Annotated in this window: 9 protein-coding genes; 4 read left to right on the forward strand and 5 right to left on the reverse strand. The window is 53.2% G+C overall.

Annotation, left to right across the window (positions count from 1 at the left end; all coding sequences use genetic code 11):
* The first annotated feature begins 100 nt into the window (after positions 1–100).
* The 4 genes from A6X21_RS21795 (at position 101) to A6X21_RS21815 (ending at position 5,789) form a co-directional block, all read left to right on the forward strand.
* Entirely contained in the window at positions 101–1,309 is a 1,209-nt protein-coding gene (locus tag A6X21_RS21795; protein WP_261340655.1) for a DEAD/DEAH box helicase, read from the forward strand.
* A 240-nt stretch (positions 1,310–1,549) separates the two neighbouring features.
* Complete coding sequence (locus tag A6X21_RS21805) at positions 1,550–2,821, forward strand: cation:proton antiporter (RefSeq protein ID WP_068852816.1); 1,272 nt, start codon at positions 1,550–1,552, stop codon at positions 2,819–2,821.
* 476 nt (positions 2,822–3,297) lie between these two features.
* The gene (dusB, locus tag A6X21_RS21810; RefSeq protein ID WP_240490363.1) at positions 3,298–4,419 is read left to right on the forward strand and encodes a tRNA dihydrouridine synthase DusB; all 1,122 of its coding nucleotides are present in this window, start codon (positions 3,298–3,300) and stop codon (positions 4,417–4,419) included.
* An 86-nt stretch (positions 4,420–4,505) separates the two neighbouring features.
* Entirely contained in the window at positions 4,506–5,789 is a 1,284-nt protein-coding gene (locus A6X21_RS21815; protein ID WP_068852819.1) for a molybdopterin-binding domain-containing protein, read from the forward strand.
* Positions 5,790–5,812: 23 nt separating this feature from the next.
* Here the strand turns inward: A6X21_RS21815 and A6X21_RS21820 are convergent, their stop codons facing one another.
* The 5 genes from A6X21_RS21820 to A6X21_RS21840 form a co-directional block, all read right to left on the reverse strand.
* Positions 5,813–6,130 (reverse strand): hypothetical protein, encoded by a 318-nt coding sequence (locus A6X21_RS21820; protein WP_068852822.1) that lies wholly within the window; start codon positions 6,128–6,130, stop codon positions 5,813–5,815.
* Between the two features lie 311 nt (positions 6,131–6,441).
* Positions 6,442–7,914 (reverse strand): decarboxylating NADP(+)-dependent phosphogluconate dehydrogenase, encoded by a 1,473-nt coding sequence (gnd, locus tag A6X21_RS21825; RefSeq protein ID WP_013110554.1) that lies wholly within the window; start codon positions 7,912–7,914, stop codon positions 6,442–6,444.
* 201 nt (positions 7,915–8,115) lie between these two features.
* Positions 8,116–11,469 carry an efflux RND transporter permease subunit gene (locus A6X21_RS21830; protein WP_068852825.1) on the reverse strand — a complete coding sequence of 1,118 codons (3,354 nt, stop codon included), beginning with the start codon at positions 11,467–11,469 and terminating at the stop codon, positions 8,116–8,118.
* Between the two features lie 97 nt (positions 11,470–11,566).
* A complete protein-coding gene (locus tag A6X21_RS21835; RefSeq protein ID WP_068852827.1) occupies positions 11,567–14,875 on the reverse strand; it encodes an efflux RND transporter permease subunit in 3,309 nt (1,102 codons plus the stop codon).
* A gap of 226 nt (positions 14,876–15,101) precedes the next feature.
* Positions 15,102–16,322 (reverse strand): efflux RND transporter periplasmic adaptor subunit, encoded by a 1,221-nt coding sequence (locus A6X21_RS21840; RefSeq protein WP_068852831.1) that lies wholly within the window; start codon positions 16,320–16,322, stop codon positions 15,102–15,104.
* Positions 16,323–16,635: the final 313 nt, after the last annotated feature.

The following is a 16,635-nucleotide window of genomic DNA, read 5'->3' on the forward strand; positions in this document are numbered from 1 at the left end:
AGTGGCTTTTCATCAGCATCCTGAATGCCATTTCCATTGAGATCATTTTCGGCCACGACGGGAATGTTGCCCAGCGAAGAATCGCCTCCCCTCACTGGTGGTGGTTCCGAAATCGCTGATGTTTAACTGGAAGCAGGAAGCCGAGCGATTTACTCCTCAACTTAAAGTGCTTGAATACTCAGGTCTTGACCGGGCGAAACAACGAGAGGCGTTTACCAAATCAGATCTGGTGCTGGCGACTTACGGAACGTTACGCCGGGATATTCACATCCTGAAAGATGTTGATTTCGATTACGTGATTCTCGATGAAGCGCAGGCGATCAAAAACAACACGTCTCAAGTAGCTAAGGCGACACGACTGTTGAAATCTGTCCGCCGAGTCGCGTTGAGCGGTACACCGATCGAGAATCATCTCGGTGATTTGTGCTCGATCTTCGATTTTCTCAATCCCGGTATGCTCGGAAGAAGCAGTCTCTTCAAACTGCATGCTGCAGACCCCAATGATCGAGAAACCCGGAAGGTGCTGGCCCATGGTTTGAGGCCTTTCATTCTGCGCCGCACAAAACAGGCGGTTGCTAATGAACTGCCCGATAAAATCGAACAGACGATCTACTGTGAAATGGGCGAGGAACAGCAGCGTCTCTATGACGAGCTGCGCGACCACTTCCGAGATTCTCTACTGGGTTTGATCGAATCTCAGGGGCTGGCTAAGACCAAAATGCACGTGCTCGAAGCTTTGCTTCGATTGCGACAGGCCTCCTGCCACCCCGCGTTACTGCATAAATCTTCTGACGAAGAAGGGAGTGCCAAGCTCGATGTGCTGATCCCTCATCTCGAAGAACTGGTTGGGGAAGGGCATAAAACGCTGGTCTTCTCGCAGTTTACCAGCATGCTGGCGATTGTTCGCAAGCATCTGGATCGGGCCGGTATTACTTACGAATATCTGGATGGTCAGACCCGTGACCGCAAGGAATGTGTCGAGAGATTCCAGAGCGACAAAGATTGTGGTGTCTTCCTCATCAGCTTGAAGGCGGGTGGGCTGGGTCTGAATCTCACCGCAGCCGACTATGTCTTCATTCTTGATCCGTGGTGGAACCCTGCGGTGGAAACACAGGCGATTGACCGTGCCCATCGTGTCGGTCAAACCCGTCAGGTCTTTGCCTATCGGCTCATCTGCAAAAATACCGTTGAAGAAAAGATCGCTGAACTCCAGAAGCAGAAACGCGAACTGGCCGACGCCATCCTTGAACAGGACAACTCCGTCATGACCAATCTGACGGCTGATGATCTGCGGATGCTCCTCTCCTGATCGTTGGGTATTCCTTCGATCTCGCGCCTTGTCTGTCGATCATTGCCGCACGACCGCCATGAGTCTCAGGCTCCAGGTGGTCGTGCGGCAAGTCATTCTGGACTTGATCGATACGAGTGGATTTTCCTGTTTGAAAGCGATGATTTCGTTTTGAAGAGAGTGGAAATCTCTCAGGACACTCGTAAACTTGTTCAAACAAGTGTTATTCTCTTCTGCCATCGTCTTTCTGGAATAAACTTCATGATTCTGGCTGTAGACCACGTCAATCAGGTCGAAGCACTCATGTTGATCGTGCTCCTCCAGTTGGTCGTCATGATTGCGGCTGCCAGATTAGGTGGCTGGATTTTTCGAAAAGTGGGGCAACCAACAGTCGTGGGTGAAATTGGTGCCGGGCTGATTCTGGGGCCTTCTGTGGTGGGCAGGCTCTTTCCCGACTTCATCCCGACATTCTTCCCGGCCAGCGTCACTCCCATCTTTCAGACATTAGGGCAGTTGGGCCTCATTTTTCTGATGTTTCTGATCGGTATGGAGTTCGACTTCAGCCACCTGAAAAAAATGGGACGAACTGCCGGCATGATTGGTGTGGCCGGGATTGTGCTTCCATTTGCCGGGGGACTTGCTTTAGGTCTCTGGATGCATCCCTACGTTGCGATCGATGTGCCGCTCCTGGGTTTTGCACTCTTCATGGCGACCGCCTGCTCAGTGACAGCCATTCCTATTCTGGGCCGGATCATGATTGAGTTCGGCATCAATCGCTCTCGACTGGGAGCACTCACAATCAGTGCCGCTGCCATGGTCGATGCTTTGATCTGGATCATGCTGGCCACTGTGGCAGCGATTGTTCGCGGAAATCTCCAGTGGAGTTCGGTGCTCGGCATGCTCCTGTTGACGTTAGCTCTCGTCGCCATCGTGATCTTCGTGGTGAGGCCGTTACTGATCCGCTGGATTGAGAAGCTGCTCCCGACCGCAGAATCTCGACTGAATGTGACTTCACTGGCTCTCTGGATCCTGTTGATTTTCGCGATGGCCATGATCACCAACTGGATCGGCATCTTTTCGATCATCGGGCCTTTTCTGCTCGGTGCCATATTGCATGACCAGCATCGATTTCGCGAAGCGTTTGCCAGCAAAACACAGGATTTCGTTTACAGCCTGCTCTTGCCTGTTTTCTTCACTTATACAGGGTTGAAGACCGATATCGGCACTCTCGATTCGCCCTTACTTTGGGTGATGTGTGGCCTCGTCTGCCTCGTCGCGATCAGTGGCAAAATCGTGGGCTGCGGACTGGCAGCCCGTCTTGGTGGCTTATCGTGGCCGGAAAGCGGGTGTGTGGCCATCATGATGAATACGAGAGCATTGATGGGGCTGATTGCCATCAATGTGGGCCGTGAAATGGGAGTGATTCCTCCCAGCGTCTTCTGCATGCTGATCATAATGGCGGTCATCACGACCTTTATGACCAGCCCGATTCTGCGACGACTGCTCCCGCACGTGGATACGAGCGTCGCTTGAACATCCCGCGGATCTACGACTTTTACGTTCGTTGAGATGCCGTTAAAGCGACATCGGGACTCATGGCGCAGCAAGAGAGCCCTGCGACTCTGCCAGGGCTCGATCTATGCACCGTTAAGAAAGAACGGCATAAAAAGCAGCAAAAAATTCAGCTTGAAATGCCTGCGGCGTGCCCAGCTACATTGAGTACGCCTGACAGCGAGTACGCCTGACAGCATGCTGCAATTAGATACCGTATTTTGCTTTACGGATTTTTTTTCGCTTGGCCTTCCAGCGGTTATTAATCTTCTGCTTGGTCGTCAGACTGACCTTGGGGCGGCTGGTTTTGGGGCGATGACGCATGACTCGCGTCCCTTCGAAAACAGAGTGCAGATACGGATATTCTCAACAACAATTGTCTGAGAGATTAACAGAGAAACCATTCGCTGAAAAGTGAATGGATGACAGTTCCTGAGGTTGGTGATATCTTATTTCTCATGAACGATTTACGTCTACATCCCAGCCGTCCGGAACAAAGTGAGCGTGTCCGCACAAGGCTACGGATGTGTACTGGCGTATCGTACGGGCCGCTGCTTTTACCTTTTCGGACACTTCTTTCACCCCTTGCGGGTTTTACCAATCTTCCCTTTCGCAGAGTTGTTCATGAGTTGGGTGGCCTTGGATTAGGTACGACGGATCTCGTCAATGCCCGTGGGCTTTTGGCGGGTTCCGAAAAGACCTTGCGGCTGATTGCGACGCATCCCATCGATCGGCCCTTTGCTGTGCAGATTTTTGGTGGCGAAGCCTCCATCATGCGGGATGCTGCACAGCTTCTGGAGGCTCGTGGTGTCGATTCCATCGATATCAATATGGGATGTCCCGTTCCCAAAGTCGTTAAGACGGGGGCCGGTGCCAGTCTGATGTGTCATGCCGATGCAGCGACTGAACTGGTCAAAGCTGTTGTTGAAGCCGTCCAGGTCCCTGTCACTGTCAAAATGCGTCTGGGCTGGGACGCCAGTCAGTTAACAGCCCCCCGCTTTGCACGTGAGTTTGAACAAGTCGGTGTGGCAGCGGTTGCGATTCATGGCCGCACGAGAGCCCAGGGGTTCAGTGGAAGTGTCAATCGCGATGGAATTCGACAGGTTGTCGAAGCGGTGGATTCCATTCCTGTGATTGCGAATGGCGATATCCGCAGTGTAGATGACGCGATTTTGATGTACGATGAAACCGGCTGTCAGGCGATTTCGATTGGTCGTGGCGCACTGGCGAATCCCTGGATCTTCCGTCAACTGGCCGAGTGGGAATCAACGGGAGATTGGTCGCCCGCAGGAAGCTTTAATGACCGTCTGCTTTTGATGCGCATACAGTTTCGATATTTGCAGGAATGGGTGGGTGAAGAAACAGCCGTCAGTGCGTTCCGAAAAATGTCCCACTGGTACACCAAAGCCATGCGTGTGGGGCCTGCACTCCGGCATGCTGTTCAGTCGGCCAAAACGGGAGAAGAGTTTGAACAGGTTCTCCAGGAGATTGCTTTAGCGGGGCCTCGAGGCGCAACAAAAGATGGTCTGCTCCCTGATTTTGAGATCCCGGTCCCATCCGGGCCCAATGAGCACTGGTAGTTGATCCCGGGACGACAAAGACGAGATTGCCCCGTGCAATTCACTCGATGGCAATTCCAATTCAGTGAACATGAGATTTTACGACGATGAATGATCTCTCCAGGACAGGCCAGACCGAGAATCTGCTCACCTGCCTGGGCTGTAATCTGCTCTGCGACGACCTGGATCTCTCCAGTGGCGTCGCTGCCCTGCAGTCGAACCTCAAGCAGATCTGCCCACGAGGTGCCGATTGGCTGATAAGATCGCAGGAACCGATTGATATTCCTGAGAAATCATTGAAACGCCAGATTCTGGAGGCCATCACCTGCCTTCAGGCGGCCCATGCTCCACTCTGGATTGTCGACGATCAACAATCGCTGGCTGCCAGCCAATCGATTATGGCAACTGCCGAAAAAAGTCGAGGCATTCTGGTCTTGCCCGCATCTCAAATCGCTGAAGGAGCCCATCGGGCAGCCAGCCATGTTGGACAAGTCGTCTGCTCCCTGGGCGATGTTCGTTCCCGGGCCGATACGATCATTCTCTGGGGCTGTGATCCTGCAAGTTCACATCCGCGACTGATTGAGCGTCTTGGTCATCATGATCACCAGGAAACTGGTTCGAATCGATCATTTCAATGGATTTTCGTTGGAGATGTTTCGCCAGCCTCGATCCAGCAACTGACAGCCAGCGGCCAGACGGTTCGCCGTTTCCCGTGGGATAAAGCTCTCACGTTTTCGAAGCTACAACATTTGAGAAGCATGATTTGTCGAAAGAATCAGCAAGTCGCAACTTCATTCGCAGATGCCAGTGTGGCCGAATTTGCAGAACTTCTGTCCTCGACCCGGTATGGATGTCTCTTTTTCGGAGAAGCTTTCTGCCAGCCCGAAATGGCCGCATTGGCCACGGAGTCTTTGCAGCGACTGGTCATCGAACTCAATGATGGCCGGGCATTCCATTCGCAGTATCTGGCCAACCATGGCGATTTCGGAATGGGTACTGTCATTTGCACGTGGCAGACCGGCTATACCGGGGCCATCAGCTTCCAGCAGGGGCAAATTGATCATGATGGCAACCGTTTTTCTGTAGACCGGTTGCTGCAAGAGTCGTGTGCTGACTGTCTCGTGCTGGTCGGTGACCATGCCCTCGACCATCTTTCTCAGCAAACGATCGGCCAGATGGCAGAACAACCCGTCATCTGGTTTCGATCATGCTCCACCGAGTGCAGTTTTTCTCAGCTCGTTGATCTACGCGTCAAGCGCGATGGCGTTGACCAGCGGGCTGTGTTTCACCGGTTGGATCAGCTCACAATTCCCGCCAGAGCCTGGAACGATTCGTCTCTGCCTGATCTTGCAATGGTTCTCGATGCGATCAGGAATGGATTGTCGCGCTGATCCCCGATGATCTTCGAAAATCGTTATCGATTCCCACTGGAAAACCACGTTTTCGGATTCCAACTGACGTTCCGAATACCGCGCTCAGACGATGATGTACTGGCTGATTCGGAAGCCGGGGCCGGCGGTGGTGAAGGGGGTAGCATCAGTTCCCCCGATCCGTCCGATGGTGGGATCGGCTGGAGGAGTGGCATGGGTTCGCCTGTCGCTGGATACTCGGTATAGGGTGGCGTTGGTGGAGCTGTTTGCTCAGTCACTTGAGCGGCTCGACAACCTGTCCAGGTCAGCATCACTCCGCAGAGTGCAACGTGTGCGATTTGAGTGAAGCGATTTGCCCGCATGTGATCTACCTTCCGATGGCTTGGGGATGTACCTGAAGACCATCGTGGGACACGTCATGCTTGACTGCCCTCCGTGGCCGCCCCGATTCCATTCGGCAGCTTTCGATCCTTCACAGAGAGCATCGACAGCCTCCGGGCATCATCTACGGCGAAGTCCGCCGATTCTTTTCTTCCTGGTAGAAAAAGTTCGGCCAATTCCGCCTGAGTAAACTTTGCGGGTCATGACCTGTCACCATGAAAAATGCCCTGCTGAAGATCAACTCCAGCAGGGCGATAGTCATCTCGCTATCTCACAATTCCCACACGCAAACTTAGCTCAGCTTGCGTTCGCGAATCCAATCCGTGTGGAAGAACTCACCACGTGGCTTATCGGTGCGCTCATAAGTATGGGCACCGAAGTAGTCACGCTGGGCCTGGAGCAGATTCGCAGGGAGTCGGCCCTGTCGATAGCCGTCGTAGTAGCTCAAGGCGGCACTGAAGACCGGTGTCGGCAGGCCCAATTGGACGGCTGTGGAAATAACCCGTCGCCAACTGGGTTGTGCTTTGGCAACAGCCGACTTGAAGAAGTCATCCAGCAGCAGGTTTTCCAGAGTGGGCGACTTATCAAAAGCGGTCTTGATATCACCGAGGAAGGCACTGCGAATAATGCAGCCACCGCGCCAGAGCAGGGCGATATTGCCGTTGTTCAGCTTCCAGCCAAATTCCTTGGCGGCAGCATCGAGCTGAACATACCCTTGAGCGTAGCTGCAAAGTTTGGAGGCATAAAGCGCCTGGCGGACATCATCAATGAACTGCTGCTTGTCACCAGTGAATTTCGCATCCTTGGGCCCTTCGAGGATTTGCGAAGCGCGGACGCGGGCATCTTTCTGAGCTGACAGGCAGCGGGCGTAGACTGCTTCCGTGATGAGTGTGGTTGGCACACCCAGGTCGAGAGCATGCTGGCTCATCCACTTGCCAGTTCCCTTCTGGGCGGCAGTATCGAGAATCTTGTCAACCAGGTATTCACCCGTGTTGCCGTCTTTGACCGTGAAAATGTCGCGAGTGATTTCAATGAGGTAACTTTCCAGTTCCCCTTCATTCCAGGACTTGAAGACCTGATAAAGCTCCTCGTTCGACAGCCCCAGAGCATGTTTCAAAATGAAGTAGGCTTCGCAGATGAGCTGCATATCGCCGTACTCAATCCCGTTATGGACCATCTTGACGTAATGGCCGGCACCAGCGTCTCCGACCCATTCACAGCAGGGGATATCGTTATTCGGGCCGACTTTGGCGGAAATGGCCTGGAAAATGTCCTTCACAAATGGCCAGGCATCGGCATGACCGCCCGGCATGATGCTCGGGCCCTTGAGAGCACCTTCCTCACCACCGGAAACCCCGGTTCCAATAAATCGCAAACCCTTTTCACGCAGGTCTTTGTCGCGGCGATTGGTATCGACAAAATCGCTGTTGCCACCGTCGATGATAATGTCGCCTTTGTCGAGCAATGGCTCCAGTTGATCGATCACGGCGTCAACCGGCTTCCCGGCCTTCACCATGATCATGATACGACGGGGAGCCTTGAGGCTTTTCACAAAGTCTTCGAGGGTGTGATACCCCTTCACACGATCAATCGTCCCGGCATGCACTTTGTCTGCGGGCTCGTTCTTCAGCCCACCCACGAATTCATCGGTCGTGGCGGTGGTGCGGTTGTAAACACCGACTGAAAAGCCGTGGTTCGCCATGTTAAGAACGAGATTCTGGCCCATCACCGCGAGGCCAATCAGGCCAATGTCATGCTGAGACATGAAAGAAATTCCCGACTATAAGTGAGTGTCTGATTCCGGAATGCTCACGCAGCAACATGTGGTCTTGTGTTCACAGGTGTGGCTGAACGCGTCATAGCAAGGGGAGTTTATGCCAGAATGTGTATCTGGAGCAAATGAACGCCCGTTTTGGCGACTCAGTCTGACTGAAGAAACTGGAGTGCGAGAGCTTCGAAGCCGGGCTCACGCTGGATGCATGTCAGCAGATCTACTGTTGGCGGGCAGAGTGGAAATCTGTTTTGCGGGCACATTGCGCTTCTCGCGCCAATCGACAACCCATTGGATCACTTCGTAGAAAATGGGGGTCAGGAAAATTCCAAAGAGTGTCACTCCCAGCATGCCCCAGAAAACAGCCGTTCCCAGAGCACGGCGCATTTCGGCACCAGCTCCTTCGCCAATCATCAGGGGGACCACACCCAGAATAAAAGCCAGCGACGTCATGATGATTGGACGCAGACGCAACTGGCACGCTTCCAGTACTGCCTGTTGACGGGGAACACCAGCGGCTCGCCGTGCTCTGGCGAATTCGACAATCAGAATGGCGTTTTTGCATGCCAGACCCACCAGCACGACAAAGCCAATCTGTGTGAAAATGTTGACATCCAGGCCCGTGAGCAGCACTCCCAGAATCGAGCACAACAGGCACATGGGCACCACCAGAATCACCGCCAGCGGCAAAGCCCAGCTCTCGTATTGAGCGGCGAGCACCAGAAACACGAGCACGACCGCCAGAAGAAACGCATAGATTGCGGTGTTCCCGGCCTGCTGTTGCAGATAGGCCAGTTCCGTCCATTCCGCCCGCATATTTTCAAAGAGTTCGCGATCCGCAATGCCCTTCATCGTTTCGATCGTCTCGCCGGAACTGGCACCCTGAACAGAATCGAGGTTGACGGTGGAGGAAGGATAAAGGTTATGCCTGATGATCATCGAAGGGCCGCTGGCCTCTCGTGTGGTGGCCACGGCAGCCAGAGGTACGACTTCGCCATGTGAGTTATGGATCTTCAAGTGCTTGATGTCGTCAGGAGAAAGCCGGAAGTCACCATCGGCTTGAACATTCACCTGCCACGTCCGGCCAAAACGATTGAAATCATTGACGTACAACGAGCCAAAATGTGTTTGAATCGCACTGAACAGATCGTCAATTGAGACACCCATGGCCTTGGCCGCATCGCGGTTCACATCAATATACAGCCAGGGTGTATTGGCACTGAAGCTGGAAAACACGCGGTCAAAAATGGGGTTTGTTTGTGCCTTTTCGATGAGAAGTTTCGATTGGGATTCGAGCGCCGTCAACCCGTTATCGCCACGATCTTCGATCATCAGGCGAAAGCCGCCGGCGTTTCCTAATCCGTCGATCGCGGGTGCACCGAGAATGTTGATCCGCGCTTCAGGGATCGTTCTGGCAAGTTTTTCCTCCAGTTGCGTCGCCAGTGCTTTCGCCATGAGGCCAGGTTCATGCCGATGTTCGAAATCGTCGAGCATGAAATAGAACGTCCCGAAGTTGGGTGCATTGGCTCCCAGTAAAAGCGACTGACCGGCAATGCCCACGGTATGCCGAATTCCTTTGGTTTCTTTGGCAATCTCGTGAATGCTGGCCAGGGTGGCTTCTGTACGATCCAGCGAAGCGGCATCTGGAAGTTGAACATTCACAAGCAGGTAGCCTTTATCCTGAGCTGGAATGAATCCCGCGGGGGCGCGATTGAAAACTTCAACTGTCGCGTACAGCAAGCCCGCGTAAACGAGCATCATCAAAAGATTGACTCGTAATAGACTCGATACCAGCGAAATGTAACCCGCAGTTAAGGCATTGAACACTTGCTGAAAGCCGCGGAAGAACAGGCTCAATAATCGATTGATCCAGCCCGCCAGAGGAACTGCCAGGATCAATGCCAGAATTGCGATTATGGATTTGAAATAAGGCGTTTCGGCGATCGGATAGTCGGCCAGCAGCCGTGGGCCGAACAGATAAGCCCCCAGGACAGCCACCAGCACAATTCCTACGCGGGGGAGCGGTTCAGGGGCATGACCATGCGCGCGGGGCTTGAGGAGCAACACCGCCAGGGCAGGGCTGAGTGTCAACGAGTTGAATGCTGAGATCACTGTCGAAATGGCAATCGTCAGTGCGAACTGCTGGAAGAATTGGCCGACAATCCCGGTGATAAACACACACGGGAGAAAAACCGCACTCAGTACCAGCCCGACGGCGATGACGGGGCCCGCAACTTCATCCATGGCACGAATGGCGGCTTCGCGCGGAGACAATCCCTGTTCAATGTGATGCTCGATCGCTTCGACGACGACAATAGCGTCGTCCACCACGATCCCGATGGCCAGCACCAGGCCGAAAAGTGTCAGTGTGTTGAGACTGAAACCAAAAGCTGCCATGGCCGCAAAGGTTCCTACAATCGCCACGGGAACAGCCACCAGAGGAATCACTGCAGCCCGCCAGCCCTGCAGGAAAATCAGCACCACAATCGCGACGAGGATGACTGCGTCGCGCAGGGCCGTAAAAACTTCACTGACCGATTCTTCGATGAACGGTGTGGTGTCGTACACAATTGAATAGTCGACTCCCGGCTTGAATCGGGTTTTGAGCTGCTCCATTTTCTTGCGGACACTCTCGGCGACTTCGAGGGCATTGGATCCAGGAAGCTGATAGACCGAAAGTGCCACCGACGGTTTTCCATCCAGTGTGCAAACCTGATCGTAGGCCAGGGCCCCTAACTCGGTGCGGGCAACATCACGCAGGCGAATGATTCGGCCGTCGGCATCTGTTTTTACAATGATTTCGCCGAACTGCTGGTCATCGGCCAGTCGTCCGACAGTCGTCATTGTGAATTGAAAAACCTGATCACTTGGCGCTGGTGGCTGGCCAATCTGGCCTGCTGCAACCTGCACGTTCTGCTGTTCAATCGCATGCACGACATCGCTGGAGGATAGCCCCAGGGAAGAGAGCTTATCAGGATCCAGCCAAACTCGCATGCTGTAATCGCGACGTCCCAGATAAGTGATATCACCCACTCCCGGCAAACGGGAAAGTTCATCGCGCAATTGAATCGTCGCATAATTGCTGAGGTAAAGGTTGTCGCGTGAATTGTCGGGCGAGTACAGATTGACGATCATTAATACCGACGGCGATTTCTTCTTGACCAGAATCCCGCGGCGGTTGACGAGGTCAGGGAGCACTGGTTCGGCCAGATCCACACGATTCTGCACCAGCACCTGGGCGATGTTCAGATTGCTACCCGGAGCGAATGTCACTGTGAGTGTGTAGCTGCCATCGTTGGCACATTGCGAGGTCATGTAGAGCATGCCCTCAACACCATTGACCTGTTGTTCAATAGGTGATGCCACGGTATCAGCCACGACCTGAGCATTGGCTCCCGGGTAGATGGCCGAGACTTCGACTGTCGGTGGTGTGATCTCAGGGTATTGAGTAATCGGCAGTGTAAAAACGGCGATTCCACCAGCGAGTGTGATCACAATCGAAAGTACACTGGCAAAGATCGGTCGATCAATAAAGAAGCGTGAAAACATGAAAACAACCTGCCGATATCTGTGCTCGAACCATTGACTGGAACTGAATTGGACAATCCTGCCGGCACTTCAATCTTTGAAATGGTCTGAAGAGAACTTATGTATGGCCTGATGACGAACTTCCAGGGTCATGGGGGCGAAATCTTTCTTCAATCTTGTCGGATATCGAAATCAGGTTCCGGCCAGACCATTGGGCCCATCGAAAGAATGGTTTGAGACGAATCACATCGAGTACCCACTGGGCTGGCTCGCGGATCTTTGATGATCGGAAGAACTCTGCCTCACTCAAATGTTCAATTACGTAAAAGAAGACCGGCGTCAACAGAATGCCAAAGCAGGTCACTCCCAACATGCCACTGAAGACAGCCACGCCCAAGGTTCGACGCATTTCGGCTCCCGCACCAGAGGCCAGAATTAAAGGGATCACTCCCAGAATAAAGGCGCACGAGGTCATCAGAATGGGGCGTAACCGCAAGTGGCAGGCTTCGAGCGTAGCCTCTCGAATTGTGGCTCCTTCATGGCGTCGTGAACGTGCGAATTCGACAATCAGGATTGCGTTTTTGCAGGCCAGGCCAATCAGCACCACAAATCCAATCTGAGTGAAAACATTGATATCCATCGCGGCATAAGCCACACCTGTGATCGAACTCAGAATGCACATGGGGACGACCAGAATGACTGCCAGTGGCAAGGCCCAGCTTTCGTAGAGTGCAGCCAGTACCAGAAACACGAAGGCAATTGCCATGTAGAAGACGAACATGCCCGTGTTACCGGCTTGCCGCTCCATGTAAGAAAGTTCGGACCACTCCGTTGCCAGCCCGATCGGCAGCTCTCGGGCAGCCAGTTGTTCGACCATATCGAGCGTCTCGCCGGTACTGAATCCCGGGGCCACATTTCCGTTGACAGTCGCAGCCGGATACATGTTGTAGCGCGAGATCACGAGAGGATTGCTGACTTCCTTCAGAGTGCAGACAGCGGCCAAAGGGACCATCTCTCCGTGACTGTTACGAACTTTGATACGTTTCAAGTCCGCCACGTCATTTCGGAAATCCGTATCGGCCTGAACAACCACCTGCCAGGTACGCCCAAATCGATTGAAGTCGTTGACGTATCGCGAGCCCATGGTGGCCTGAAGGGCAGCAAAGGCTTCCTGCAGGGGGACATTCAGTTGCAGACACGCCTGGCGGTCAATATCGGCAAAGATCTGTGGCGAGTTCGTTTTGAAGACGGTAAATGCTCCTTGAACTTTCCCGGTGGCATTCATCTTCGCAATCAGTTCGTCGGTCCCTTTCTGCAGCTCTTTAAGCCCCAGATCTTCGCGATCTTCAACCATCAGTCGAAAACCGCCAGCTCTCCCCAATCCACGGACGGCTGGTGGAGGAAAGACACTTACGAGGGCTTCGGGGACATCTTTGGCAAAACTTTTTCTCAGTGATGCGGCAATCTCTTCCGCAGATTGTCCGGTGTGACCTGTCCGATGATGAAACGAATCGAGAATGATGAACATCGAGCCAAAATTTGAACCATAAGAACTCAAGATAAAGGAGTTCCCGGCAATCGAATTGACGTTCTTGACTCCCGGTGTTTTGAGTGTGATCTCTTCAATGCGAGCCACAGTATCACGAGTTCGCCCGGCTGCAGCGGAATCGGGAAGCTGAATGCTGGCAATCAGGTACCCCATGTCCTGCGAGGGAATAAACCCTTTGGGTAACTGGTTGAATCCCCAGCCTGTCAGGAAGAGCAATCCTCCGTAAACGATGAGTACGAGTACTGGAACTCGCAGCAGTTGCCCGACGAAGCGAGTGTAGAGCGAAGTGGATGTTCGAAATGACCAGTCGAAAGCTGCAAAGAACCAGCCGAACAGGAAGTTAATAATGCGGGTGAGAATGTCTGGTCGGTCGTCTTTGCCTTGCAGAAGAATGGCCGCCAGAGCCGGGCTGAGTGTCAGCGAATTGAGCATGGAAAGGATGGTCGAGATAGCAATTGTCAGAGCAAATTGCCGGAAGAACTCTCCCACAATTCCAGTAATAAACGCACACGGAATAAACACTGAGCTGAGAACCAGTCCCACAGCCACCACAGGCCCAGCGACTTCGTCCATGGCACGGATCGCCGCTTCCCGAGGATTCAGTCCTTGCGAGATATGATGCTGGACCGCTTCGACGACGACGATTGCATCGTCCACTACAATCCCAATTGCCAGCACAAGTCCGAACAAGGTGAGGTTGTTAATACTGAAACCCACCACGGCCATCGCGGCAAATGTACCAACAATCGCCACGGGGACAGCAATGAGCGGGATAATGGCCGGACGCCAGCCCTGCAGGAAGACCAGAACCACCAAGGCGACTAGAATGGTGGCATCTCGTAACGCTTTGAAAACTTCATCGATTGATTCGCGGATGAACGGTGTCGTGTCGTAGCCGATTTCGTAAGCGAGACCTTCGGGAAAATCCTTCGAGAGCTCTTCGATTTTCGCCTTGATCAAATCAGCCGTTGTCAGGGCATTTGCGTCTGATAGCTGAAAAATCGCGAGGCCAACTGTCGGCTTCCCATCAAACCGGTTGTTGATATCCTGACTGCGGGCACCCAGTTCGACGCGTCCAATATCACGAATGCGAATCAGTTGATCATGATCGGCACGGACGATGATGTCTTCGAAGGCGGTCTCATTGGTTAATCGTCCCACTACTGCCAGAGGAATCTGCCGAGTCGATGAGCCTGAATGAGGGGGTTGACCAATAGAACCCGCTGCGACCTGGAAATTCTGTTCACGGATGGCGTTAACGACATCATTCGCAGTGAGGTTGCGGGTGGAAAGCTGTTCGGGATCGATCCAGACTCGCATGCTGTAATCGCGCTGGCCAAACAGGAGCACCTCGCTGATCCCTGGAATTCGCGCGATTTCGTCGCGCAAGTGGAGGAGGGCGTAATTGCTGATATAGAGCTGGTCATAGCGATTATCGGGCGAGTTAATGCTGATAGTCAGGAGAATATCCGGGGCACGTTTTTTTGTGGTGACACCTGTGGCACGCACGACATCGGGAAGCTGTGGCCTCGCCAATGAGACCCGGTTCTGCACCAGTACCTGCGCCAGGTTAAGATCGACGCCGGGCTTGAAAGTCACTGTGAGCGTATAGGAGCCGTCACTGGTGCTTTGCGACGACATGTAGAGCATTTCTTCGACACCGTTCACCTGCTGCTCAATAGGAGCAGCGATGGTCTGTGCCACAACCAGCGAACTGGCTCCGGGATAATTGCAATCAACCTGGACAGTGGGGGGGGCGACTGCCGGGAACTGAGCAATCGGCAGGCGGAACAATGCGATCGCCCCCGCCAATGTCACAAGAATTGACAGGACGGCTGCAAAAATCGGGCGATCAATAAAGTAACGGCAAAACGGCAAAGGTGGGACTTCCCGTGAGGCTTATTCCATTTTTTGGAATTCGAAGGATCTCTTTCCTGACCGATCAGGAATCATTCAATCTGTTGAAACGACAAACAAAAAATGACGGTCCGTCTGGCCCCCCGTGATGCGTTAATCAGTCGCTCGATGATCTGCCGTTTTCACTGGTCAATCATGTGAACTGTTCGATCATTTGTACTGGTCAAGCATCTGCATTGGTCAAGCATTAAGGAGTAGGTAGAGCTTCAGGCTGGCCCACAAGAACTTCAGCGCGGACCGGAGGGCTGTCAGTGATCTTTTCTGAGGCATCAACGTAAGGTTTGGGTGTGACGACACTCCCGTTTTTCACACGCTGCAGGCCAGTCACGATGACTCGTTCTCCTGGCTTCAATCCCGATTCGAGGACTCGGAATTTGCCTTCCAGTTTCCCCGTGACAACAGGTCGGGCTTCGACGCGATTGTCGCTGGTGACAACATAGACAAATCGTTCTCCCTGATCAGACGCTAACGATTCCTCTCGAACCAGCAGTGCTGGATGTGGGATACCGATGGGAACGCGAACTCGCACAAACATGCCGGGAGAGAGCAGTTTTTTGGGATTATCAACGATCGCGCGGATCCGCAATGTCCCTGTGGTGGCGGTGACCTGATTATCAACAAAATCAATCGTACCAGTCAGTGAGAATTGCCGATCGTCGGCAAGTGCGATCTGGACTTGAATGGTTTCGTCTCGGGCAGAGCGTATTTTTCCTTCGGCAATCAGCCGGCGGACCTGAAGTACCGTGCGTTCGTCGGCATCAAAATAGGCATAGAGTGGATCCAGACTGACGATTGTCGCCAGAGGTGTGATGTCGGCCTGAACGAGGTTACCAGGGTCGACCAGTCGCCGGCTGATTCGGCCATCAATCGGAGAACGAATCGTCGTGAACTCCAGATTGAGTTTCGCGATATCGAGGTTCGCACGAGCGGCTTCAAGCTCGGACTTTGTTTCCAGTGCCTGATACTTGGCGACTTCGTAATCTTCTGTCGTGGTCACCTTTTGTTCGATGAGTCGAAACGCCCGATCTTCCGTTCGGCGAAGACGTTCAAGCCGAGCTTCCAGTTGAGAAACCGTCGATTGTGCCTGAGAAACAGCGGCGCGAAAGGGGCGGTCATCGATCTGAAACAGAAGGGCATCTTTGGGAAGATCCGCGCCATCTTCAAACTGGACTTTATCGAGGTAGCCACTCACTCGGGCGCGAAGTTCCACCGTCTTAACGGCGGCCATACGGCCTGTATACTCTTCGTAATTGGTAATCGTTCGTTCAATCGGTTGATCGACATAAACTTCGGGTGGAGGTGGCGCTTTAGCGGCGACAGGTTTTTTGCTGCATCCAGAAACCAGGCAAAAGCCAATCAGGATGGCCCAGCCGGCACAATGGCAGCGCTGTGAAAAGTTCAGGAGCATGATGCAATTCGATCTGGAGACATAACGTCTATTGTGGGGCAGGGAGGAATTGGCGTCTTGTCGATCAACCATCAACTTTTTCATCCATGATCCGGAAGACCGACGTGTCCATGGAAACTGTCCATTACGCATACTGCTGTGGGCGCTGGTGATCTTGCCACTTTTGCGAAGTCTGCTGCTTGATTCATTGCAGTTTATTCATACCGGACAATCGCTTAAAATTGTATAGCGCGTGCAATCAATTTCAAGAGGTTGATGGTTCGGCATGTCTGGATGTGTCGATTCGCAGCATCGGACAAAACTTTGTGATTTT

It is taken from the genome of Planctopirus hydrillae (assembly GCF_001707835.1).
GTDB classification, from domain to species: Bacteria; Planctomycetota; Planctomycetia; order Planctomycetales; family Planctomycetaceae; genus Planctopirus; species Planctopirus hydrillae.

Bases quoted from the DNA above. Each gene is read 5' to 3' on its own strand.
- A6X21_RS21820 (WP_068852822.1), bottom strand. From the start codon at position 6,130: ATGCGGGCAAATCGCTTCACTCAAATCGCACACGTTGCACTCTGCGGA.
- dusB (WP_240490363.1), top strand. From the start codon at position 3,298: ATGAACGATTTACGTCTACATCCCAGCCGTCCGGAACAAAGTGAGCGT.
- A6X21_RS21805 (WP_068852816.1), top strand. From the start codon at position 1,550: ATGATTCTGGCTGTAGACCACGTCAATCAGGTCGAAGCACTCATGTTG.
- A6X21_RS21840 (WP_068852831.1), bottom strand. From the start codon at position 16,322: ATGCTCCTGAACTTTTCACAGCGCTGCCATTGTGCCGGCTGGGCCATC.
- gnd (WP_013110554.1), bottom strand. From the start codon at position 7,914: ATGTCTCAGCATGACATTGGCCTGATTGGCCTCGCGGTGATGGGCCAG.
- A6X21_RS21830 (WP_068852825.1), bottom strand. From the start codon at position 11,469: ATGTTTTCACGCTTCTTTATTGATCGACCGATCTTTGCCAGTGTACTT.
- A6X21_RS21815 (WP_068852819.1), top strand. From the start codon at position 4,506: ATGAATGATCTCTCCAGGACAGGCCAGACCGAGAATCTGCTCACCTGC.